At 39.3% G+C, this 23,050-nt stretch carries 21 protein-coding genes; 19 read left to right on the plus strand and 2 right to left on the minus strand.

What is annotated here, in order from left to right; all coding sequences use genetic code 11:
* Positions 1-124 precede the first annotated feature (124 nt).
* From ACYP5M_RS01260 to ACYP5M_RS01275, 4 genes are all read left to right on the plus strand, one after another.
* Positions 125-1,273, plus strand: coding sequence for an acyl-CoA dehydrogenase family protein (locus tag ACYP5M_RS01260; RefSeq protein ID WP_230176518.1), 1,149 nt, complete (start codon positions 125-127; stop codon positions 1,271-1,273).
* A 69-nt stretch (positions 1,274-1,342) separates the two neighbouring features.
* On the plus strand, positions 1,343-2,527 hold the full coding sequence (locus ACYP5M_RS01265) for a thiolase family protein (RefSeq protein ID WP_459734511.1): 1,185 nt from the start codon (positions 1,343-1,345) through the stop codon (positions 2,525-2,527).
* An 86-nt stretch (positions 2,528-2,613) separates the two neighbouring features.
* Entirely contained in the window at positions 2,614-3,018 is a 405-nt protein-coding gene (locus tag ACYP5M_RS01270; RefSeq protein WP_101221671.1) for a PaaI family thioesterase, read from the plus strand.
* Between the two features lie 62 nt (positions 3,019-3,080).
* Positions 3,081-4,688 (plus strand): long-chain-fatty-acid--CoA ligase, encoded by a 1,608-nt coding sequence (locus ACYP5M_RS01275; protein WP_459734512.1) that lies wholly within the window; start codon positions 3,081-3,083, stop codon positions 4,686-4,688.
* Between the two features lie 92 nt (positions 4,689-4,780).
* Here the strand turns inward: ACYP5M_RS01275 and ACYP5M_RS01280 are convergent, their stop codons facing one another.
* Positions 4,781-5,518 carry a hypothetical protein gene (locus tag ACYP5M_RS01280; RefSeq protein WP_459734513.1) on the minus strand — a complete coding sequence of 246 codons (738 nt, stop codon included), beginning with the start codon at positions 5,516-5,518 and terminating at the stop codon, positions 4,781-4,783.
* Between the two features lie 443 nt (positions 5,519-5,961).
* Between ACYP5M_RS01280 and ACYP5M_RS01285 the strand changes: the two genes are divergently transcribed.
* The 6 genes from ACYP5M_RS01285 (at position 5,962) to ACYP5M_RS01310 (ending at position 12,316) form a co-directional block, all read left to right on the plus strand.
* Positions 5,962-6,984: a LacI family DNA-binding transcriptional regulator gene (locus ACYP5M_RS01285; protein ID WP_137018015.1), complete on the plus strand. Its 1,023-nt coding sequence runs from the start codon at positions 5,962-5,964 to the stop codon at positions 6,982-6,984.
* A 102-nt stretch (positions 6,985-7,086) separates the two neighbouring features.
* Positions 7,087-7,752, plus strand: a complete 666-nt coding sequence (gene deoC, locus ACYP5M_RS01290) for a deoxyribose-phosphate aldolase (protein WP_459734514.1) — start codon at positions 7,087-7,089, stop codon at positions 7,750-7,752.
* A gap of 60 nt (positions 7,753-7,812) precedes the next feature.
* Positions 7,813-9,159, plus strand: a complete 1,347-nt coding sequence (gene fucP / locus ACYP5M_RS01295) for an L-fucose:H+ symporter permease (protein ID WP_137018013.1) — start codon at positions 7,813-7,815, stop codon at positions 9,157-9,159.
* A gap of 78 nt (positions 9,160-9,237) precedes the next feature.
* Entirely contained in the window at positions 9,238-10,263 is a 1,026-nt protein-coding gene (locus tag ACYP5M_RS01300) for an aldose 1-epimerase family protein (protein ID WP_459734515.1), read from the plus strand.
* A 13-nt stretch (positions 10,264-10,276) separates the two neighbouring features.
* The gene (gene rbsK, locus ACYP5M_RS01305) at positions 10,277-11,191 is read left to right on the plus strand and encodes a ribokinase (RefSeq protein WP_137018012.1); all 915 of its coding nucleotides are present in this window, start codon (positions 10,277-10,279) and stop codon (positions 11,189-11,191) included.
* A gap of 549 nt (positions 11,192-11,740) precedes the next feature.
* Positions 11,741-12,316: a hypothetical protein gene (locus tag ACYP5M_RS01310; protein WP_459734516.1), complete on the plus strand. Its 576-nt coding sequence runs from the start codon at positions 11,741-11,743 to the stop codon at positions 12,314-12,316.
* Between the two features lie 152 nt (positions 12,317-12,468).
* On the opposite strand, the gene ACYP5M_RS01315 is transcribed toward ACYP5M_RS01310, so the two are convergent.
* Positions 12,469-12,885: a PaaI family thioesterase gene (locus tag ACYP5M_RS01315; protein ID WP_459734517.1), complete on the minus strand. Its 417-nt coding sequence runs from the start codon at positions 12,883-12,885 to the stop codon at positions 12,469-12,471.
* Positions 12,886-13,528: 643 nt separating this feature from the next.
* Here ACYP5M_RS01315 and ACYP5M_RS01320 point away from each other — a divergent pair.
* From ACYP5M_RS01320 to ACYP5M_RS01360, 9 genes are all read left to right on the plus strand, one after another.
* Positions 13,529-14,383 (plus strand): MurR/RpiR family transcriptional regulator, encoded by an 855-nt coding sequence (locus ACYP5M_RS01320; RefSeq protein WP_459734518.1) that lies wholly within the window; start codon positions 13,529-13,531, stop codon positions 14,381-14,383.
* A 34-nt stretch (positions 14,384-14,417) separates the two neighbouring features.
* Positions 14,418-15,548, plus strand: coding sequence for an amidohydrolase (locus ACYP5M_RS01325; protein WP_459734519.1), 1,131 nt, complete (start codon positions 14,418-14,420; stop codon positions 15,546-15,548).
* Between the two features lie 27 nt (positions 15,549-15,575).
* Complete coding sequence (locus ACYP5M_RS01330; RefSeq protein ID WP_101221686.1) at positions 15,576-17,060, plus strand: amino acid permease; 1,485 nt, start codon at positions 15,576-15,578, stop codon at positions 17,058-17,060.
* Between the two features lie 143 nt (positions 17,061-17,203).
* Positions 17,204-18,034, plus strand: a complete 831-nt coding sequence (locus ACYP5M_RS01335; protein ID WP_459734520.1) for a GNAT family N-acetyltransferase — start codon at positions 17,204-17,206, stop codon at positions 18,032-18,034.
* Between the two features lie 96 nt (positions 18,035-18,130).
* A complete protein-coding gene (gene menC / locus ACYP5M_RS01340; protein ID WP_459734521.1) occupies positions 18,131-19,246 on the plus strand; it encodes an o-succinylbenzoate synthase in 1,116 nt (371 codons plus the stop codon).
* 364 nt (positions 19,247-19,610) lie between these two features.
* Positions 19,611-19,805, plus strand: coding sequence for a YkvA family protein (locus ACYP5M_RS01345; protein WP_434169294.1), 195 nt, complete (start codon positions 19,611-19,613; stop codon positions 19,803-19,805).
* Positions 19,806-20,172: 367 nt separating this feature from the next.
* Positions 20,173-22,227: a BglG family transcription antiterminator gene (locus tag ACYP5M_RS01350; RefSeq protein ID WP_434169295.1), complete on the plus strand. Its 2,055-nt coding sequence runs from the start codon at positions 20,173-20,175 to the stop codon at positions 22,225-22,227.
* Between the two features lie 22 nt (positions 22,228-22,249).
* The gene (locus ACYP5M_RS01355) at positions 22,250-22,714 is read left to right on the plus strand and encodes a PTS sugar transporter subunit IIA (protein ID WP_157830959.1); all 465 of its coding nucleotides are present in this window, start codon (positions 22,250-22,252) and stop codon (positions 22,712-22,714) included.
* Positions 22,715-22,739: 25 nt separating this feature from the next.
* Entirely contained in the window at positions 22,740-23,021 is a 282-nt protein-coding gene (locus tag ACYP5M_RS01360) for a PTS sugar transporter subunit IIB (RefSeq protein WP_072272825.1), read from the plus strand.
* Positions 23,022-23,050 lie beyond the last annotated feature (29 nt).

Below are 23,050 nucleotides of genomic sequence, written 5' to 3' on the forward strand. Positions count from 1 at the left end.
TTTAGCAGAATACATTGAATTCCGTTAAATGGTTAGATGACACAGCATTCAGCTCTATATGCCCTATTAAGAAAACTTGTACAATGGCTGCTATACATGAACAGACCTAAGGAGGAATAAACTCATGACAATCACTTTAACCAAGGAAATGCAGCAAATGAAGGAAATGATCCGTAATTTTGTTGAAAGGGAAGTGGAGCCCTACGCCTTACAAATTGAAGAAGAAGATGCCATCCCTGAGCATTTGGTGGAAAAAGCAAAAGACCTTGGCTTATTCGGGATAAGCATTCCCGAACAATACGGTGGAATTGGCTTAAATTCGGTGGGAAAAGCTACCGTATTAGAGCAGTTAGGAAGGACCCATAATGGTTTTGTTTCTTTAATAAGCGCTCACACCGGGATTGGAAGTACAGGTTTGGTTAAGCTTGCATCCGAACATTTGAAAAATAAATACTTGCCAGAAATGGCAGCAGGCACGAAAATTGGTGCCTTTGCTTTATCTGAACCCGGAGCGGGATCGGATGCAACCAATTTGGCAACAAGTGCAGAAAAGAAGGGTGATTACTGGGTGATGAATGGGACGAAACATTTCATCACGAATGGGCCGATAGCTGATGTTTATACAGTATTCGCTCTAACGGATAAAGATAAAGGGGCAAAGGGGGGGATTACCGCTTTTTTAGTAGAAAGAGATTTTCCCGGTTTGACTGTCGGCAAAAAGGACAAAAAAATGGGGTTGAGGGGATCATATACCTCACAGGTCATTTTCGAGGATTGTATCATACCTGAAGAAAATGTTATCGGCGAAGTCGGAATGGGATATATCTCTGCCCTGAAAATTTTAGGTGAAGGGCGTGTAGGTTTGGCTGCAAGAGCAGTGGGGTCAAGCGGTAAATTAATTGAATTATCAGCCAAATATGCAAAAGAGCGCATTCAATTCGGTAAACCAATCGCAGACAACCAAGCGATCCAATGGATGCTTGCTGATATGGCAACCGAAACGGAAGCCGCAAGGGCATTGACGATGATGGCGGCACAAAAGATTGATGAAGGAAAAAAAGTGATCAAGGAAGCATCAATGGCAAAATTGTTCGCTTCAGACGTTTTTAATCGGGTGGCGGATAAAGCGGTTCAAATTCATGGAGGAATGGGATATATGGCCGAATATCCAGTTGAACGTTTTTATAGGGATGCCCGCATAACGAAGATCTATGAAGGAACGAATGAAATCCAACGTTTAATCATTGCTAGGAATGTCTTGGAAGAGTGTTAAGTGTTTACTGTTTTTTTCGGGCAGGTTCTCTTTTGCCCAGGTATCCGGATTTTAAGGGGGAGGAACGAAATGGGAGAAGATATCGTGATCGTGAGTGCTGTACGAACACCAATTGGAAGGTACGGTGGAGCATTTAAAGAGATCAGTTCCGGTCATTTGGCGAGCATTGCCATTAAAGAAGCGATCAAGCGGGCGAATATTGCAGCTGAACAAGTGGATGAAGTCATTTTCGGGGAGGTTAGGCAAACGACCGAATCCTCGAATGTAGCCAGAGTTGCAGCACTGCGCTCAGGAATTCCCGATTCGGCACCGGCTTTTACGGTAAACCGCTTATGTGCATCCGGAATGCAGGCCATCACCTCAGCAGCACAGCAAATAAGCTCAGGTCAAGCAAATATAGTCGTTGCCGGCGGTACGGAAAGCATGAGCCGCGCACCGCTTTATTTAAGAAGTGCCCGTTTTGGGGGAGACCGGACAAGACTAGTGGATTCTAATACTGAAGCTGGACAGCAGCCTCAAGAAATTTATGGAAAAAGTTTAGGGATGGGAATTACCGCTGAAAATGTCGCACAGCGATACAACATTTCCAGGGAAGAACAAGATGCCTTTTCAGTGGAAAGTCAACGAAGAGCGGCCCAAGCGATAAAAGAAGGAAAGTTCAAGGATGAGATCGTTCCTGTCCAGGTCTCTGAAAGGAAGGGTACGGTTACAATTGAAACGGATGAATATCCACGCCCTGATACCACAATGGAAAAGCTTGCAAGCTTAAAACCGGCATTCAGGGAAAACGGAACCGTCACTGCAGGGAATGCTTGTGGCCGTAATGACGGGGCAGCTGCATTGGTATTAATGAAGGCCAGTGAAGCGGAACGGTTGCAAGTACAGCCAATCGCAAAGATCGTCGATTGGGCGACTGCCGGAGTTTCTCCTGAAGTGATGGGAATTGGTCCAGTACCAGCCGTTGGAAAACTTATGGAGCGCACCGGGAAAAAAGTTGAAGAAATTGGGCTTTTCGAATTAAATGAAGCGTTCGCTTCACAAGCATTGGCAGTAATCAGGGATTTATCGCTAGATGAAAACAAGGTGAATGTAAACGGAGGCGCCATTGCACTTGGGCACCCAGTCGGATCGACGGGCGCAAGGATCGTGACAACGCTAATTCATGAACTGATTCGCAGGAAAGAAAGATATGGAGTTGCTACACTTTGTGTTGGCGGCGGACAGGGAATGGCTATCATGATTGAAACGATTTAGGCCAACGATAAAGGAGTGGAAACCCTATACGTTTCTGCTCCTTTCCGTATATAAGTTGTATCGCGCATAAGTGAGGGGGAGAAAGATTGCCAGTTGAAGTGGAGGATATTCGGAATCAATTCGAAAGTAGTGCATTCTTTTCACATATAGGGTTTGAAATCATTCGGTTTGAAGAAGGGAATGTAACAATAAAGCTAAACATTGAAGAACATTTACTTAATGTTAATGGATCACTGCACGGGGGCATTCATGCCACCATGCTGGATACCATTCTAGGAATGGTGACTCGTTCCGTTACCAAATCTAAAGTTGTGACGACAAGCTTAACTGTACATTATTTAGCCAGCATATCAAGCGGGGAACTATTCGCGGAAGCAAAAGTCCTTCAAAAAGGATACAAAATTGCCTTTACTGAAGGAGAAATAAAAGATACTGAAGGCAACATCATTGCAAAGGGCACAGGAATTTTTAAAATCATTCGTGATAAATGAGGCAAGGATATCAAGTCGGCTGATAAGTGACTATGCTCCATTTTACTAGAAAAGAATGAGGTGTGAAAAAATTGACTAGAGCTTGGCATGGATTTTATCCGAAAGAAACTCCTGCTGAAATTGATATTCCAACATTGTCATTATATGGACTCCTTGAACGTTCAGCCCAACTTTACCCAACCTGCAAAGCCGTAATAGATGGGGATCGGGAAATGACATATATGGAATTAAAGGATGCCTCAGATCGTTTTGCTGTGAATTTAGACAAACGAGGATTTCAAAAAGACGATCGCATAGCAATCATGCTGCCAAATTGTCTAGAATATATCATTGCCTATTATGCCATTCATCGTTTGGGAGGTATGGTCGTTCAAGTGAACCCGCTATATCGGTCTAGTGAATTGGATTATATATTACGGGATTCAGAAGCAAATTGGTTCATTGGGCGTGAGGAACAAAGGGGGAAATTAGTGCTAACAAGTTTTTCTGATAGATTAACGTTCATATCTGCCGAGGAATTAATAGAAACTGAAACGGATTTATCAAGGAAAGATAAGGAACTTCCTGCCCTGGCTATCGACCCCAAGGAGGCTGTGGCTGTTCTTCAATATACAGGAGGGACTACAGGGAAATCAAAAGGGGTCATGCTTACGCATTTTAATTTGATCTCGAATGTATTCCAAGACTTTGCCTTCACGGCGAATGCACTTCATCTCCAAAGGCCTGGCGAACGGATGCTTGGCTTGACCCCATTATTCCATGTGTTTGGTAATGGACGATTGAATAGTGCCATATATGCCGGATCAACTTATATCACATTAGAGAGATTTGAAATAGATAAGGTAGTGGATTTGATTCGAACACATAGGCCAACCATTTTTCCTGGTGTCCCGACCATGTATATTGCTTTACTGAATCACCCGGATATAACGGCTGACGATTTAAGTTGCTTTAAGTACTGCAGCTGTGGCTCTGCGCCGCTCCCGATAGAAATCATTCATCAGTTCGAAAAAAAATTCCGGGTTACAATATTGGAAGGTTTTGGAATGTCAGAAACATCTCCCACTACCCACCGCAATCCAGTCATAGGACAGAAAAAACCAGGAAGTATCGGAATTCCGTATCCCAATACCGATGCTAAAATCGTCGATCTGAAATCAGGTGTTGATGAATTGCCAGCAGGAGAAACAGGCGAACTGATCATTAAAGGTCCGCAAGTAATGATGGGATATTGGAAAAATCCAGAGGAAACGGCAACAGCTTTGCGAGATGGATGGCTTTACACTGGGGATATCGCGACGATGGATGAAAACGGATATTTTTATATCGTAGGCAGGAAGAAAGATATGATCATTGCAAGTGGTTATAATGTTTATCCAATTGAAGTCGAGGATATTATTTATCAGCATCCAGCCGTAAAAGAGACTTGTGTGTATGGAGTACCGGATTCATACCGTGGGGAAACGATAAAAGCGGTTATAGTCTTAAAGAAAGGAAAGTCAGTCTCGGAGCAGGAAATCAGGGAGTTTTGCATGCAACGATTGGCCAGATATAAAGTGCCGCGAAGTTTTGAGTTCAGGGAGCAACTGCCAAAATCAGCTGTCGGGAAAATATTGCGCAGAATATTAATGGAGGAAGCAACGCAGAGTCCTATTGCCAGGGAGAGATAAGCATATCAGTTATCAGTGAGCTCAGATGAAACCTTAAATAAGTGAAACCTTTTTTCGAGGTTCCCCTTATTTAGGGTTTATAGACTATAAAACTACTTTTCTTTTAGGGGAATTTCAAATGAAGTCCCATCCACCAGTAATTCATGAGACTCACCATCCGCTATATCATCGGTAGTGAATGAAAAGGAATCGAGCCGATCTAATTTTGCCTCTGGATCAACCAATAAACCAATTGTGCCTTTTCTCAATTCTCCTGGTTGGTAATCTGATCGACTTACTTTTTTTGTCCCTATAAAAGTATCCCCGGAATGGATGAAATTTTTAGAAGGCACATCATATGTAAGATCATCATTGAAAGTAACATTTTCCATGCTGAAGAACTGAAGTTCCTTCGAATCTTTATTTTCAATAGAATAAGTTATCTCTAGATAAGAAACCTCTTCATCGATATCCGTTTTAGACAACGCCGCCTGTTGATCGATTTCCTCCATGGATAAATTCTCTTTATAATATAACGAATATGCCTCTTCAAAACTCAATCCTGTATAGGACTTGAGCTCCTCCTTTGCTTCATCTGTGAGTGATGATAATTGAATCCTGCGGATATCCTTGACTGTGATGACCATCGGTGCCAATTCAAATGACTCATTAATAGACTTCGATTCTAGTAATGTGAATGATCCCCAATTTTTTTGGCGAACCTTATCGCCGACTTTTTTAAGATGGATCCCGCCATATTCCTCCACCTCAGGAAACTTGGATTCCTTGGCTTCCGCATTTTTCCCTTTTTCAGTTTTATCGCTCCCGAAATAATTGTAGGCAATTAACACTTATACAAATAAGCAATAACCCAACTATTGAAGAAATGATCCATCTTTTACGGATACTTCATCACTCCTTATCTTAAACCGTTGATGTCAAAGTATAATATACCATTTTCTTTGCAAAAGAAGGAAAGGGGAGTACCCAAAGGTCCATCTTGTGCGGATTAACTTAACCCATTATAAAAAAAAGAATAGGGCTAAGCGGAAAAAGGAAGTAACCTAGAAAAGGTAAAAAAGACGTGAAAGTAAATCATCCAAGTGACTTGGTGAAAAAATTCCATGTAACCGCATACAAAAAAACTTGCTATTACACAAACAACCTGGTAATCTAATTTCAAGAATAATCTAAACGTTTACATTTTAAATGTAATTAATTTTATGATTTTTACTTGTTTTATACTCATTTTTTTTAAAAAAATCTAAACGTTTACATTTTGAGGTGTTAAAAGATGGAGTCAAAGCCAAATATTCAGGATGTTGCAAACCTTGCAAACGTTTCTATTGCAACTGTATCCCGGGTCATTAATAACCAAGGAGGCGTTCGGAAAGTAACGGAAGAGCGTATTCTAAAGGCCATTGAGGAACTGGGCTATATTCGCAGTGCTGCAGCAAGGACAATGAAGCGAAAAGAAACGAATACAATCGGGGTCATTGTACCTGATATTATGAACCCGTTCTTTCCGCTTGTTATGGCAGGGATTGAACAAAAAGCTCGTGAAAAAGAATACTTTACTATTTTAAGCAGTACAAATGAATCCCCAAAAATCGAGGAAGAGATTGTGAGAAATTTTATTGAGCGAGGTGTGGATGGTGTGATTATCACTACGGCCAATGAAGATGGTGAGCACCTAAAACTGCTTGAAGAACAGGGAATTCCTGTAGTAGCAGTTGATCGAAGCATCAAAAAATTTGAAGTGGATACTGTTCTTGTTGATAACAAGAAGGGGGCCTATCAGGCTGTCCAGCAATTGATTCTTCAGGGGCATGAAAAGATAGCGATTATATGCGGTCCACAGAACACGACCCCTGGGCTAGAACGGTTCTTGGGTTATAAACATGCCCTAGATGACTACAACATTGAATTGGATGAACGATATGTCATTAATGGAGATTTCGGAGAGCAAAGTGGCTATCAGTGTACTGAAAAGCTGTTTGAGCTTGATGATAGGCCAACTGCTATTTTTTCTTCCAACAATATGATGACTATCGGCTGTATGAAAGCGCTGGCCGATTTAAACTGGAGGCTTGGCAGCGAGGTGTCATTTATAGGTTTTGATGATGTGGATATAGCGACATTTTTGAGCCCGAAACTTAGTGTAGTTGCAAGGCCAATGAATGCTATAGGAGAGATTGCCTTTATGCTTTTGCATGAGCGGATTTGTTTCAAAGGAGAGCTTCCGAAGCGGGAGTATCTATTGTCTCCAGAGCTTAAAATCAGGGATTCTTGCCGGTCAGTGGATCATACATTTTGATTATATGAAAAGGGGACTAGGAGTTTAACCCATCTGGTCGCCCGATACCTTTTTATATATTGAAAGCGTTTTATTTTAACTAGAGAAAGAGGAGAGATTAAAATGAGTACTGCAAAAATGATTGACCATACCTTTTTAAAGGCTGAGGCAACAAAAGAACAGATAGTGAATCTTTGTGAAGAAGCTAGAGAATATGGCTTTGCTTCCGTTTGTGTAAACCCAGTCTGGGTGAAAACGGCAGCAGAGGAGCTAAAAGGAAGCGATGTGAAGGTATGTACAGTCATTGGTTTTCCTCTAGGAGCGTCAACGACTGCAGTAAAAGTGATTGAATCAGAGAATGCTATTCAAAATGGCGCCGAAGAAGTGGATATGGTCATAGCGATTGGTTTATTGAAATCAGGCGAATATGAGGAGGTTGAAGCTGACATTCGTGCAGTGGTTGATGCTGTTAAAACAAGGGCACTTGTCAAAGTGATCATCGAAACATCACTGCTTACTGAAGAAGAGAAGGTTCTTGCTTGCGAAATTTCACTTCGTGCAGGCGCCGATTTCGTGAAAACATCTACTGGATTCTCAACAGGGGGAGCAACGGTAGAGGATGTTGCATTAATGCATAAGATTGTTAAGGATAAGGCTGGTGTAAAAGCATCCGGGGGAATTCGTGATTTAAAAGATTTGAAGTCGATGGCTGAGGCTGGCGCTACTCGTGTCGGTGCAAGCTCGGGCGTGAGGATTATGAAAGGTGAATCAGTATTGGATGGATACTGATTCTGATTAAGAATTGCATAAGCGCTTAAAAAAACTATAGACACAAGGGGATGTTAGATAATGAAAAAACAAAACATAATTCAGCTGCCAGATGGTTATTTGAATCGTACACCTTTTTTTCAGTTTATCCTGTTGTCTTTGCTTTTTCCTTTATGGGCGGTAGCTGCCAGTTTGAACGATATTTTGATTGCACAGTTCAAACATGTGTTTGAGTTAAGTGATTTTGCGAGTGCTTTAGTACAGAGTGCTTTTTATGGAGGATATTTTCTGATAGCTATACCTGCTTCAATGGTAATAAAGAAAACTAATTATAAGTTTGCCATAATTACAGGCTTGCTTTTCTATATTGTGGGATGCTCATTGTTTTACCCAGCTTCGCATATGGCTACCTATACAATGTTTTTATTTGCTATTTTTTCCATCGCAATTGGCTTAGGTTTTCTTGAGACAGCTGCAAATACATATAGTTCCATGATTGGCCCGCGCAAGTATGCGATTCTTCGATTGAATATTAGCCAAACATTTTATCCAATTGGTGCGATTTCAGGAATTTTACTTGGGAAATACCTTGTTTTCCAGAAAGGAGCAAGTCTTGAGGCGCAATTGGCGACTATGTCTCCTGCGGAGGCACAGGCTTTTGGATTGAAAATGCTTGAAAATACTCTAGAACCCTACAGATATATGATTTTTGTCCTTATCGGTATACTTGTACTGTTTATTTTCACTAAGTTCCCGTCCTGTAAGCCGGAAGTGAATAGCAGCAAAGTTACAGGGAAAACACCTGGAATCATAGAAACACTGAAATACTTAGGTGGAAACAAACGCTTCCGGAACGGAATTGCTGCACAATTTTTATACGTCGGTATGCAAGTAACGGTTTGGTCATTTACCATTCGGCTTGCGCTCGATTTAAATCCTGACATCAACGAGCGTACAGCTTCAACCTTTATGGTATATAGCTTTAGTGCTTTCTTTGTAGGTAAGTTCATAGCCAATTTCTTGATGACCCGCTTTTCTCCATCTAAGGTATTGGTTAGCTACTCCATCATTGGTTCAGCTCTTCTTGCGTATGTGGCTTTTGTTCCGAACATGACGGCAGTGTACGCTGCAGTTGCTGTCAGCATGCTGTTTGGACCATGCTGGGCGACGATTTATGCTGAAACACTTGAAGTTATAAAAGAGAAGAAATATACAGAAACGGCAGGAGCAATCCTCGTCATGGCTATTGTAGGCGGAGCGGTCATCCCTGCAGTTCAAGGGTTTGTATCTGATTTCTTCGGTTCCATGCAATTAGCATTTCTTGTATCGATGGCATGCTTTATCTACGTCGGTTGCTATTTCTTCGGTGAAATGAAAAAGCAAAGTGCATCGGTCCAGCCTTCAGAAAAGCCAGTGGAATCAGTCTAATTTAGAAAATTGTCATCTGACCAGGACAGTTAAACTTTGCTGTCCTTTTTGGATATAATTAGGAAAGGGATGGAAAGCATGATGGAAAGCATGATGGGAACAATTGAACTGCAACGGGACTATTTTAAGGAGAACAAAACAGTCTTTTTTACCAACAATGAATTCGGTGTAAACTTATTCCGCTATCCATCAGGTATTGAAGCGATTGAGCTAACAAATTCACGAGGAAGAATGGTTGTCCTCCCATATATGGGTCAGATGATTTGGGATTTGGAATTTGACGGTGTAGATCTTAAAATGAAGAGCATGTTCTCTCAACCTAAAAAGGTTGAGAGGATCGTAGATACATATGGATGTTTTGCCTTTCATTCTGGATTAATCAGCAATGGCTGTCCGGGATCGAATGATGACCATGAAATGCATGGAGAAATGCCATGTGCCGAGATGGATAGAGCTTGGATTGAAGTAACGGATATTGGTATAAAAGTAATTGGTCAGACAGAGTATGTCAAAGGGTTCGGTCACCATTATCTTGCCACTCCGAGTGTTGAAATGTTCAAAGAAAAAGGTTTTATTAAAATGAGCATGAATGTAAAAAATTTATCGGGTGCAGAAATGCCACTTCAGTATATGTGCCACACCAACTATTCATATTTAGAAAATGCAGTTATGAAGCAGAACATTCCAGACGGTGTTTTCAAGCTTAGAGAATCGATTCCAGGTCATGTAAAGCCGACAGAAAAATGGTTGGTTTATAATAAGAAGCTGCTAAATGGCGAAGAATCGCTCACAGTATTAAACAATCCGGAAATGTATGATCCAGAGATCGTATTTTTTGGGGATGAGCTGAATTTATATCAGGAAGAAGTTGAGTTTGAAATGGCTTCTCCCGATGGAGTTACTTTCTTTACAAGTTTTTCAACAGCGGAATTGAATTATGCCACAAGGTGGGTATTACATAATGCAAATCAGCAAGTTGCATCATTCGTGCTGCCTGCAACATGCCGTCCAGAAGGCTTCAATGCTGCAGAAAAAGCTGGAACATTGATTACGCTCGGAGTAGGGGAAGAGAGGTCTTTCACGATTATAACCGGGAAGAAATAAGGGGGAAAAGGAAATGGATATAGCAGTAATTGGATCTAACATGGTTGATTTGATCTCATACATTGATAAGATGCCGAAAGAAGGAGAAACACTTGAGGCGCCTGACTTTAAGATTGGATGTGGGGGGAAAGGAGCAAATCAGGCAGTGGCAGCTGCCAAAATGGGCTCAAAAGTTATGTTGGTAACAAAGGTTGGCGATGATCTCTTTGCCGATAACACCATTCAAAACCTCGAAAGCCACGGAATAGATACTGAGTTTACCAATAAAGTCAGCGGCATATCAAGCGGTGTTGCACCGATTTTTGTCGATCAAGAATCAAAAAATCGCATCCTGATTATTAAGGGAGCAAACCAACACCTGAAGCCGGCAGACGTGGAGCGAGCAACTGATAAACTTAAGACAGCCTCGTTAATTGTTCTTCAGCTGGAAATCCCGCTTCCAACCGTTTACCGTGCAATTGAATTTGGTTATGAGCATGGCATTCCGGTCATTTTGAATCCTGCACCGGCATCAAAAGAACTTGATTTTGATTATGTGTGCAAAAGTGACTTTTTTATTCCGAATGAGAGCGAATTGGAGATTTTAACAGGAATGCCTGTGGCCTCTGAGGCCCAAATTAGAGAAGCAGCGTCCGGGTTAATTAAAAAAGGAGTAAAAAATGTCATTGTGACAATGGGAAGCAAGGGTGTCATGTGGGTAACAAAGGAAAAAACTCAAACTGTCGAGTCACATAAAGTAACTGCGAATGATACTACTGGCGCTGGAGATGCATTTATAGGATGTTTTGCACATTTCTTTGTGAAAAATGGCGAAGTACTTCATGCTATAAAAATGGCTACAGCATATGCTGCTTTAAGTGTCACAAAACGTGGTACACAGTCTTCTTATCCAACTTCTGAAGAATTAGAAGAGTTTTTGAATAAGTGAGATAAATTAATGTATGTGATCAAAAATGCGCTTTTGTAAGCCGAACATAACCCTTGTGTGAACTCACAGCTTTAGGATTGAAGTATAAAGAGGATGGTTAAGTTTTTTAGTTGATCTTCATACGCACTTTTAAAAAAATTTAATTTTTATTAATTCAAAGTCGAAGTAAAGTATAGCTGGACAGATGGCAAACTATTTGTCATCTGTCTTTTCATATCTTTTGTTAAAGGAAAACGGACTTTACTATAATTCAGCTGCTCTTTCTTAAGGTATAGGAAGGTGAATCAACGGATGGGAAGAGTTGGACACATTGGGATACCAGGGCATTCTTGTTGTATGTTAATTTCTCAGTAATTGTACAAGCCATTTTTCATAAATATCATATCTTGTTACGAAGAGAGATTCGTAAGAAACTGGGTAATAGTGGTTTGTTTTCAGAAAATGTTCAAAACACAATCTTTTACTTATTATCGTATCTTCTTATTGTAACAGCTCACTGGAAACCCATCTCTCTAGTAATAAATCTTAAAAAAAGGAGACGTTTAGGGAATGTTGTGGCCAATTAACTATGGTAAGGAAAGGTTACATCAGCCGAATAAAAGTGCAATGCTGTCCATGCAAGAGATAAAAGCCATTGAGTCATGGATATCTCAAATAGGGAAATTCCAAATTTATATAACCGCTGGACAATTAGTATCTACCGCCAGAAAAACGCTAAAGTTCAAGTATAAAATGATCGGGTATGGTTTTAATCGGGTCGTCTATGATTTAAATAATGGCTATATTTTAAAAATTGCATTGTCACAAGTAGGACTAATAAGCAATGCAAATGAAGCTTATATCTATAATAACTGTAATGAGGCAGTCAAAAAGGATATTTGTCCGGTTAAGGAGCATGGGACGGGCTGGATTATCATGAAGAAGGTAGACACGAAAGTGCCGTTTGCAATCAAGGAATATACGAAACTGATCAGTTTGGAATTAAAATTCCTGAGGCACGGTATTATCCCAATAGATTTGCGTTTAGATAATGTCGGATATAACGAGAATGATGAAATGGTCGTCATTGATTACGGTCTATTCACCATGGATCTCCAAAGCCCTGTGCTGCGATGGCTTGTTTGATGAGGTGTCTATCCAAAGAAAATATAAAATTGATTTACAATGAGGTGATTAGGCGAAGCGGTGAATCTTGTGCTCTCTTGATTTTATCGAATGTCTAAATGAAAGAAGCATGTTACGAAGGGCTTTTTTGTGCAACATGCTTTTTTTATGGTTTAAAGGATCATAACTGATGACACAACGCTCGCCACTTTTTTATCATTTTGAAATAAATCTGCAAGTACATAAGCTGTTTTTTTTCCGATTCGGTCTACTTTTGCTTCAACTTGTACGTCGCCTAATCTTACTGGTCGATGAAAGGTAGTATGTAAATCAATCGATGCGAAGGATTGTCCGATGCTTAATTTAGATGATATCGCATAAGCCATCATAATATCTGCTGCAGAAGTGACAAATCCACCCATTGCTACACCAATTCCGTTAATAAACTTTTCATCTACTTTCCATACACCTCTCGCAATTCCATCCTGGGCATAATTTGCTTTAATCTGTAACGTTAAATCACAATTCGGAGGCTGTTTCCCTTCCGTTATAACTTGTAAAAGTTCGTGTCCTTTAGATGATTCCCCCATTAAATAGCCCCCCTTGAATAAGTTGAAACTACAGAATATTCTAACATATATCTTAATGTCAATGAAGTTATTGATTTTACAAATAAAGTAATTAGAGACCCGAACCAAGAAATGTAATATGGTGGTGGATTTGATTCCCACTTCAGGTACTCGCTTTCCGAGGGCGGTCTGGGGAGCCTCCTCGGCTTCCGCCTGCGGGGTCTCTCCTTTACACGTTTTTCCCGCAGGAGTCTCGCACCTTCCGATCTAATCACCGGGAACGTTTTTTAAATAAAAACTGCCAGGCTGGTCCATTCCGAACCAAGTTTAAGACTGGATTATCCTTCATGTTTTTGTACTGTGATCCATATTAGGTTGAAGAAATTTGCGACACTCCTGCCGAAAAACTGGCTAGCCTAGACCCCACAGACGCTTGGGCCGAGGAGGCTTGGCAGACAGTCGGCGGAAAGGGAGCGGATTTCTGAAATCTACGGGAATATTATTTTATAAAAAACTGTAGGGAAGTTCGAAGTTAATAATTATCAAAAAAATCAAAAACTTCTTCTTTTTCTAATTAAATTGTGATAGTGTATAAAATAAAGAAGTATTACCTTCATCATTTCATTAAAAAGAAGTATTTGATTCACCAGAAAGGAGTGATATTGTGGAAAATCTACCATTTAAATTATTAGTGAAAGAAAGATTTGACCATCTATCGACAGGTCAAAAAAAGGTTGCCGCTTACCTGATTGAAAATTTGGATCAAGCTGCCTTTAAAACGGCTTTTCAAATTGGGCGGGAAGCTGAGGTTAGTGAAACAACGGTCATTCGGTTTTCCTATTCATTGGGATTTGAAGGGTTTAGTAAAATGCAGGATAGAATTCAAAAACAGCTGCTGCACCAAAACCAATCGGATATATCCAATAGTGATTCCACTCTTAGCATTGATGACAAGCAAGATCCATTTACCAAAGTGATAGAAAACGAAGTTCATATTTTAAGACATCTATTAGATCATACGAACGTTCAGGATATATGGAAAGCGGTCGATGTCTTGATCAAGGCTGACCAAATATTAATTGCAGGGCATCGTATTTCCCATGCCGCCGCCTATTGGTTCTCCTATACGTTAAGTTCATTAAGGGAAAATGTAAGTTTATGTTCACCAACAGGCGACTTCTATGAAAAGTTTTGTAATCTCACTAACAAATCTGTGATAGTTGTTTTTTCCCTTCCAAGATATGCGAATGAAACATTAACAGTTGCGGAGTGTGCAAAAGAACAAGGAGTTTGTTTAATTTCAGTTACAGACCGCCTCCTGTCACCTGTTGGCCGTATCTCTGATATTGCACTGACAACTGAAGAAAACGCAGAAACCGGAACGAATTCAATCGCTTCCGTCATTAGCTTATTGGACTTGGTTATTGCAGGCATACATCAAAAAGACGCAAAACGGATATATACCCATCAGCAAAAATTAGAAAGGCTATATTCAAGTTATGAAGTGTTTAATGAATGAGTTTAAATTCATGTAAAGGGGGAGGTGCATCATTATGAACCCGATTCAATATATTGATCAGCATCAAGAATTATTGTTAAAGTCCTATCATGACCTGCATTCCTTGGCTGAGCCAAGCTGGCAGGAGAAAAGAACGTCTAGCTATATTTTAAAATGTCTTAGGGACGCGGGAATAACCGTAAAAACATTTCAGAGCCATTTTGGAATCATTGCCGAGATTCCAGGCATCTCAAAAAAGATTGTGGCATTAAGGGCTGATATGGATGCGCTTGTTCAGGAAGTAGATGGAGTTGTAAAGGCAAATCATTCATGTGGACACGACGCACATAGCACAATGGTTTTATATACAGCATTGGCCATTGCCTCCTGCGGAATCCGGCCTAAACACACTCTCCGATTTATATTTCAGCCTGCGGAAGAAAAAGGGGAAGGCGCTCTTCAAATGATCAATGATGGCGCGTTGGAGAATGTTACATATTTATTCGGGATTCATGTAAGACCCAGTACGGAAGTTCCTTATATGAAGGCTTCCCCCGTCATTGTCCATGGCTCAGCCGAAACAATAAGGGGAACAATCAAAGGCATTCAGGCCCATGCTTCCCGTCCGCAAGATGGAATAAATGTAATCGAGGCAGCAGCTTTGCTTGTCCAAAAATTACAGCAGCTTAATCTGGAAACCGAAACTCCTTATTCCATCAAAATGACTCAATTTGAAACAAACAACAAAGCATCAAACGTCATCCCGGAAACAGCTTTCTTTGCTATTGATGCCAGAGCGCAGTCTAATGATGTAATGAATGAACTGAATCGCTTAACGAAGGATGCTATTGACCAGACAATGGAACAAACTGAAACATCCATCTCCTGGTCAGCCGAAGAATATGTCCCCGCTGCAACCTTGCATGAAAAAGCGATAAAGCTGGCTGAGGCCGCAATAGAAGATATCCTTGGGGCGGAAAATGTCGTTCCGGTCTGTGTTTCTCAAGGAGGCGAGGATTTTCATTTTTATACAGCCAAAAATCCTGAATTAACAGCAACCATGATAGGGTTAGGCTGCGATCTAACGCCTGGTCTGCACCATCCGGATATGATGTTCAATTTAAAAGCACTAATTTATGGAACGAAAATTTTAATTAACACAGTATTGATGACGGCAGGAGAATAACTTAGAAAATTAATGAAGGGGTGTTTTATGGAAAATACCGCACTAACATCACAAACCGGGGACCAAACAGCTGCTGAAGAAAAACAACTGGAGCGAAAACTCAAACCAAGGCATCTTTCAATGATCGCAATCGGCGGAACCATTGGAACAGGGCTATTTTTAGCAAGCGGTTCCATTATTCATACTGCGGGTCCGGGAGGAGCTGTAGCCGCCTATATAATTGCCGGAATCATGGTTTTCTTCCTGATGACAAGCTTAGCCGAAATGGCTGCCCTTATTCCTATTACAGGCTCTTTTAGTACATATACATCAAGGTTTGTCGATCCGGCTTTAGGATTTGCGATCGGCTGGAACTATTGGTATAACAATGCAATCGTAGTCGCATTGGAATTAGCAGCTTCCTCCCTTATTATGAAATATTGGCTGCCTTCTGTTCCGGGCATCATTTGGAGCGCATTATTTCTTGCACTCATATTTGGCCTTAATATTTTATCGGTAAAAGGATATGGAGAATCAGAATTCTGGTTTGCCATTATAAAGGTTTTGACGATTATCATCTTTATCGCAGTAGGGTTATTAATGATTGTAGGAATCATGGGAGGGGATGCTGTAGGTTTTGAAAATATCACCAAAGGGGAGGCACCGTTTAAAGGAGGCTTTTTATCCGTTATAAGTGTCTTTATGGTGGTCGGGTTTGCCTTTCAAGGCACCGAGTTAGTAGGAATTGCAGCCGGCGAGAGTGAAAACCCAAGAAAAAATATACCAAAGGCCATTAAGCAAATTTTCTGGAGACTGCTCTTGTTTTATGTATTGGCAATAATCGTGATTGGATTTTTAATAAGCTATAATGATCCGCGTTTGTTAAGCTCGAATATTGAAGATATTGCGGTAAGTCCCTTTACACTAGTTTTTCAAAACGCAGGGCTAGCCATCGCTGCCTCTGTTATGAATGTTGTCATTCTTACTTCCGTTCTTTCTGCGGGCAATTCGGCCATGTACGGAGCTTCTCGCGTGCTTTGGGTGCTGGCGAAAGAAGGCAAAGCTCCTTCGTTTCTAAAAAAGGTGAATTCAGGCGGCATTCCAGTGAATGCTGTGTACTTTTCTACCATCGTTGGGATGGCAGCTTTCCTGACCTCTTTCTTCGGTGAAGGTACGATTTACAATTGGTTATTGAATGCTGCAGGTTTATCCGGCTTTTTATCCTGGTTAGGAATTTCGATTACACATTATCGATTCCGGAAGGCATATATAGCACAAGGAAGAGATTTAAAAGATTTGCCGTATGTATCAAAATGGTATCCATTTGGTCCGATATTAGCGACATTTTTATGTGTTACGGCTATCCTGGGGCAAAATTACTCTGCATTTTTCGGTCCTGAGATTGACTGGTATGGAATTTTAATTTCTTATATCGGGCTTCCTTTATTTTTCCTGGCTTTTCTAGGTTATAAAATCGTAAAGAGGACAAAAGTGATTCCATTGCAAGAGGCTGATTTCAGTAAAGTGGAATAACAAATAAGAGAGTATTTCGTAAACATAAAGTATTTAAAAGATAGCTCCAGCGCCTTGCAAGATAAGCCGTCAGCTGTGGAACTTACTTGTCCATCTTATGTTGGGCCGATCAAGGCGCTTGTGCTTTTCATAGGAGGTTTACCATGACGAATACACATGAAATTGCAATTCGTTCTCTTCATCGAATTGAAGAGCTAGAGGAAGTAAGAAAGCTAGAATCCGCCATTTGGGGAGAAACCGACTCAATCCCTTCACACCAAACCATAACTGCTGTGAAAAACGGAGGTTTGGTTATAGGAGCTTATTGCGAGGAGAAGCTGATTGGATTTCAATACAGCTTTCCGGGATTCAATGGGCAATCAGCCTATCTTTGTTCACATATTCTAGGAATTGATGAGCAATTTCGCAACAAAGGTATAGGGGAAAAGTTAAAGTCAGCACAACGTGACGAGGCGATAAAGCTCGGCTATTCCCTTATTACCTGGACATACGATCCATTAGAAAGTGTTAATGGGTATTTAAATATAGCCAAGCTTGGCGGGGTATGTTCCACCTATATACCAAACTGCTATGGTGAAATGGAAGATCTATTAAACAGCGGAATTCCTTCTGACCGCTTTCTTGTCGAATGGCATATTGGTAAAAAGGAGAAAACGGATTCTAACGGACAAGGATTACCGTTGGACTTTGTGATAGAAAACTCGCTTATCCAATGGGATGCCATTGATGAGGGAGTGCCTGTTCCTTCTTTCACTCTTCCGCTGCCTGAACAAAAATGTGATACAGCTTTTGTGGCCATTCCAAAGGACTTCCGAACAATAAGAGCCACAAATATTCAAGCGGCTAATGAATGGCGGATGAAAACGAGGGACATTTTTAGTGATTTATTTCAGCAAGGATGGCAGGTAACAGATTTTATGAAGAATTCCATGACGGAAATTCCCGTTCAGTTTTATGTGCTATCAAGGAAATAAGCAGGTTTATATTTACATATGAATTAACAATATGCTGTTGTCAGCTATTAAAAATACTGGGGCAAACAGTTTTATCCCCAAAAGGAGAATCTACTAGTGAAAATTAAACAAGTTATTTTAAGGCATCTGAAGCTTGACTTGCTTCACCCCTTTACAACTAGCTTTGGGACGGAATACAATCGGGATTTTATCCTTGTGGAAGCAAAAAGTGATGATGGCATTTCCGGTTGGGCTGAATCGGTTGCGATGCTCGACCCTTTGTATAATGAAGAGACCTTAAAAACGAACTGGCATATACTCGAAGATTATCTAATTCCAATTATCCTTAAAAATGAAATCAAGCATCCTGATGAAATTTCCGAAAAATATTTCACCCATATTCGCGGCAATTACATGGCAAAAGCCGCTTTAGAGGGTGCTGTTTGGGATCTGTATGCCAAAAAACAGGGTGCTTCTCTTTCAAATGCGTTAGGTGGAACAAAAAAGAAAATTGAAGTGGGGGTAAGCATCGGTATACAGGATTCGATTGATTCGACACTAGATATAATAGAAGCTCGACTCGGTGAAGGCTATAAACGCTTTAAACTAAAAATCAAACCCGGCTGGGATGTTGAATTAATAGACAAGGTCAGAAAAGTATATCCTGATATCCCGCTCATGGCAGATGCAAATTCAGCTTATACCTTACAAGATATTGACGGGTTATCCGTCTTGGATGATTTTAATTTAATGATGATTGAACAGCCGCTTGCCTATAATGATATCATTGACCATGCAGATTTACAGTCAAGGTTAAAAACACCTATTTGCCTGGATGAAAGCATTCACTCATTAGCGGATGCAAGGAAAGCTATTAAATTGGGCAGCTGTAAAATTATTAATATCAAAATTGGCCGTGTCGGAGGTTTGACTGAATCCAGGAAAATTCATGATTTATGTCTTGAACATGAAATTCCGCTTTGGTGTGGGGGTATGCTGGAATCAGGCATCGGAAGAGCACATAATATTGCAATCACTTCACTGCCTAACTTCACGCTTCCCGGCGATACCGCAGCTTCCTCCCTCTATTGGGCAGAAGATATTACTGACCCTGAAGTAACAGTGGAAAACGGAATAATCAGTGTTCCAGAATTGCCCGGTATTGGCTTTGAACCAAGCATGGAAAAAATCAATAAGTATACTATACAAAGTCAAACCTATCATTTAATTTAGAATGTTGATAGAAATGGCTAGGGTAGTTACTTCCTGCAACATCTATTTTCCTTACATAAAGGCATGACTCCCGAAAAAGGGAGCATGCCTTTTTTTGAACACAAACATTAATGATTAGAAGTACTTGCAATGCTAGGGCAAAGGTAAAGGTAAAGACTGCTATTCGATAAATCCCTATCCTTGAGGAGTAATGCTGAACTTACATAGATAATGGATAATGATATCGCTATGAAATCCTATGAATTATAGAGGAATCGTGATTAGTTTAATGATTAGGTTAGTGGAATAACAATCTTTAGTAAATCCTATTTTGTTATAATAGGAATAAAAGCTTAACTATTATTAGGTATTATTAGGAGATAATATGATAGAGAATATTAAGACTGGACGAGAAATTCAAAACGACAGATTTTTTATCCTTTACTTTGCTTGTAAAGATGAACGGGTGCCTTGGTATGCAAAAGTATTTACGGCTTGTGTTGTAGCTTATGCATTCAGTCCGATCGACCTAATACCTGATTTTATACCCGTTCTTGGTTACTATTTCTTGTTCAATTAGGGATAATTATTGCATTAAAGATGATACCAAAGACTGTATTAACCGACTGTGAATGTAAGGCAGAAGAAATGATGAAAAACGATAAGCAGAAGTATTGGATAGTCGGTTCGATAATAGTATTAATCATCTTTCAGGGATCTTACTAGCTTGCGCCAAATAACCAACTCATTCTGATTGTGATGTGAAAATTCTTCCGCAATACAAAACTAGTAATAGTTTTACTTGACGTAAAGTTTTTTAAAATAATTTAATATTAAAACAATATTTTTATGTGAATCAATGCACATACAAAAAGAGGGGATGAAATAGTGTATACCGACAATGATGCTAACGCTTACAATAAAGTCAAGGAGGAGGTGAGTATTAAGTGATTGATGAAAGAAGCATGAAATTATTACAAGAAATTTTAAATAATCAAAACACAACATTATCGGTTTTAGAGAGCAAACTTGGAATTAATCGGCGTCAGATTAATTATAGCTTTGAAAAGATCAATAATTGGTTAAGCAGTTTAGACCAAACAAAAATTGAAAGAACGAAAACTGGAAATTTCATTGTTTCTTCGTCATTAAAGCATATACTCCCAATTGATAATGATGATAATGATGTGGAGATATATATTTTTTCTGAGAATGAGCGTATTGCCGTTATTCTTCTCATGCTACTTAGTAGAGACGAGGAATTGTCATTAATTCATTTGGTCTCAGCGCTTGGAGTTGGTAAGAATACTGTATTAAGGACAATAAAGGCAGCTCAATACGAGTTGGAAAAATATCAGCTTAAAATTATTTACTCACGCCAAAGCGGTTACAGAATTCAAGGTAAAGAGTTTGATAAACGACGATTACTAATTACGGTCATCCAGTCGATAGTCTCATTCTATAAAGGGGAAAAGGTTCTACTACAGTATTCCTCTTTTAAGGATAGAGAGGTGGAAACTCTTCGTAAAAAACTTGAGCAGATTGAAGTTCACTTAAGTATAAAATTTACGGACGAGAGGTTAGTGACACTACCTTATATTATTGCTGTTTGGATAAATAGAGTGAAACAAGGGAAAATCCTTGAGCCTAATTTTAATATTGATTTCTCTGATCTTAAAGAAACTAAAGAATATCATGCCGTAACAAAAGTTTTCTCTGAACTTGAGGTTATACCACCTAAGGAATTACTTTTTCTTACTTTGCAGCTTTTAACTATGAATATATCTTCATCTCAAGTTCTGAATGATAATAAGTTGTCAGACTTAAAGAGCTCACTATTTGAGATGGTTAAAATTATTGAAAATATTAGTGCTATTGATATTCCAAACAAACAGGAATTGATAGATAAGTTATTCCTTCATGTAAAGCCGGCCTATTATAGAATCAAATATAATTTAGGTTTGATGACGTCAATGTTTATTAAGTTCGATGAGAAATTAGAGGATCTACATGAGATTGTCAAGGTATCTGCTAGTCCTATCGAATCCTTAATGGGCTGTCCCATCCCTGAGAGTGAGAGTACCTTTTTAACCATGATTGTTGGTGGATGGTTGACTCAACATGGTGTTCAACTAAACCACAAGAAAATTGCAGCTGTTGTCTGTCCTAATGGTGTATCAGTATCAAAATTACTGCAAGTAAATTTAAAATCCCTATTTCCTGAGTTTATGTTCCTTGAGTCTATGTCCCACAGAGAGTTTTCTAATTATAAGGGAAAAATTGATGTCTTATTTACTACACAAAGATTACCTACTGATATTAAACAGTATATTGTTCCATCTTTAATAAATGAGAGAGAGCAAAACGAGATTAGGAAAACTATACTTCATGAAAAATATGGGCTTGTACCTAACAATGTAGATTTAAACGAACTTATACAAGTCATTAGTAAACATGCTGAGGTCAAAGATTCCAGTGGGTTATTGAAAGGTTTAAGTAGTTTTTTTAATAAAAATAGCTTTGTAAGTGCTACGAATGTTGAAACAAAATCAAAATTAACGCTTAAGGACCTAGTATATGATGAAACAATCAACATCCGAGATAAGGTGAAAGATTGGAAAGAAGCTTTATGGTTTGCTTCAGAACCTTTGTTAAAAAACAATTGTATTGGTCATAACTATGTGGAGGCAATGATCGAACAATATCAAAACGATAGTACATATATTATGTTAGCAAAAAATATTGCCATTCCCCATTCCAGACCAGAAAACGATGTTTATCAAGTAGGTATGAGCTTTTTAAAGTTGAATGAACCAGTGGAATTTGAAGGTGGGAATTTTGTAAAGCTTATTTGCGTTATTGCTGCAGTGGATAAGGAACAACATATTCGCCCTATATTACAGCTTAGAAGAATGGCAGAGAGCCAAAAAGATATACAAAAAATAAAAGATGCAGAAACAAAGAAAGAAATATTCTCGGTTATTGAGAAGTTTTCTAAATGAAAAAAGCGAAAGGAGCGAGAAAATGTCCAAAATTATTATCTCAGAAAAATCTATTTTCACTGATCTAGAAGTATCCAATAAAGAGGAGGCATTAAGGATACTGGCAGACTCACTTTTAGATCAAGGGTTTATCCATGATAGTTTCTATGAAAGCTTGATAAAAAGAGAAAAAAATTTTCCAACGGGCTTGGAAACCTATGACATGGGAATTGCCATTCCCCACACTGAACCCCAACATGTTAAGCAAGATTCTATTGCTGTAGCTGTTTTGGATAAACCAATATTATTTCAAGATATGGTGGATAAAAACAATAGTATTAATGTGAAAGTCATTTTTCTACTAGGTTTGTCGAAAAGTACAAAGCATTTAAATATTCTAAAACAAATTTTTGAGTTAATTAAAGAAGAAGGGTCTCTAGGTGAAATTTCGAGTATGTCTAAGACCCATCTTTATAGTTATCTAGAAGAGAAATTGACTGCAGAGTAAAATAATAAATCAGGAGGAATTCAAAATGAAAAAAAATGTTGTATTTGCGTGTTCGAGTGGGATTGCAACTTCAACGGTAGTAGCAGAGAAAGTAGTAGAACATTGTAAAGACCATGGGATTGAAGTCGTGTATCAACAGGCAATCATAGGGGAATTACCTTCACTAGATAACTCAGCTGATTTAATTGTAGTAACTTCACAAGTAGAAACAAAATTAAATACACCTCTTGTCAACGCATTACCTATTATTACAGGCGTTGGGGAAGAAGAATTGCTCGATAAAATTATTACATTGTTAAAAGGGTGAACTAAATCGGACAACAGATTTGCTGATCA

The organism is Peribacillus sp. N1, from assembly GCF_054600815.1.

Bases quoted from the DNA above. Each gene is read 5' to 3' on its own strand.
- ACYP5M_RS01260 (WP_230176518.1), top strand. From the start codon at position 125: ATGACAATCACTTTAACCAAGGAAATGCAGCAAATGAAGGAAATGATC.
- ACYP5M_RS01265 (WP_459734511.1), top strand. From the start codon at position 1,343: ATGGGAGAAGATATCGTGATCGTGAGTGCTGTACGAACACCAATTGGA.
- ACYP5M_RS01285 (WP_137018015.1), top strand. From the start codon at position 5,962: ATGGAGTCAAAGCCAAATATTCAGGATGTTGCAAACCTTGCAAACGTT.
- deoC (WP_459734514.1), top strand. From the start codon at position 7,087: ATGAGTACTGCAAAAATGATTGACCATACCTTTTTAAAGGCTGAGGCA.
- fucP (WP_137018013.1), top strand. From the start codon at position 7,813: ATGAAAAAACAAAACATAATTCAGCTGCCAGATGGTTATTTGAATCGT.
- ACYP5M_RS01300 (WP_459734515.1), top strand. From the start codon at position 9,238: ATGATGGAAAGCATGATGGGAACAATTGAACTGCAACGGGACTATTTT.
- rbsK (WP_137018012.1), top strand. From the start codon at position 10,277: ATGGATATAGCAGTAATTGGATCTAACATGGTTGATTTGATCTCATAC.
- ACYP5M_RS01310 (WP_459734516.1), top strand. From the start codon at position 11,741: ATGTTGTGGCCAATTAACTATGGTAAGGAAAGGTTACATCAGCCGAAT.
- ACYP5M_RS01315 (WP_459734517.1), bottom strand. From the start codon at position 12,885: ATGGGGGAATCATCTAAAGGACACGAACTTTTACAAGTTATAACGGAA.
- ACYP5M_RS01325 (WP_459734519.1), top strand. From the start codon at position 14,418: ATGAACCCGATTCAATATATTGATCAGCATCAAGAATTATTGTTAAAG.
- ACYP5M_RS01330 (WP_101221686.1), top strand. From the start codon at position 15,576: ATGGAAAATACCGCACTAACATCACAAACCGGGGACCAAACAGCTGCT.
- ACYP5M_RS01335 (WP_459734520.1), top strand. From the start codon at position 17,204: ATGACGAATACACATGAAATTGCAATTCGTTCTCTTCATCGAATTGAA.
- ACYP5M_RS01345 (WP_434169294.1), top strand. From the start codon at position 19,611: ATGATAGAGAATATTAAGACTGGACGAGAAATTCAAAACGACAGATTT.
- ACYP5M_RS01355 (WP_157830959.1), top strand. From the start codon at position 22,250: ATGTCCAAAATTATTATCTCAGAAAAATCTATTTTCACTGATCTAGAA.
- ACYP5M_RS01360 (WP_072272825.1), top strand. From the start codon at position 22,740: ATGAAAAAAAATGTTGTATTTGCGTGTTCGAGTGGGATTGCAACTTCA.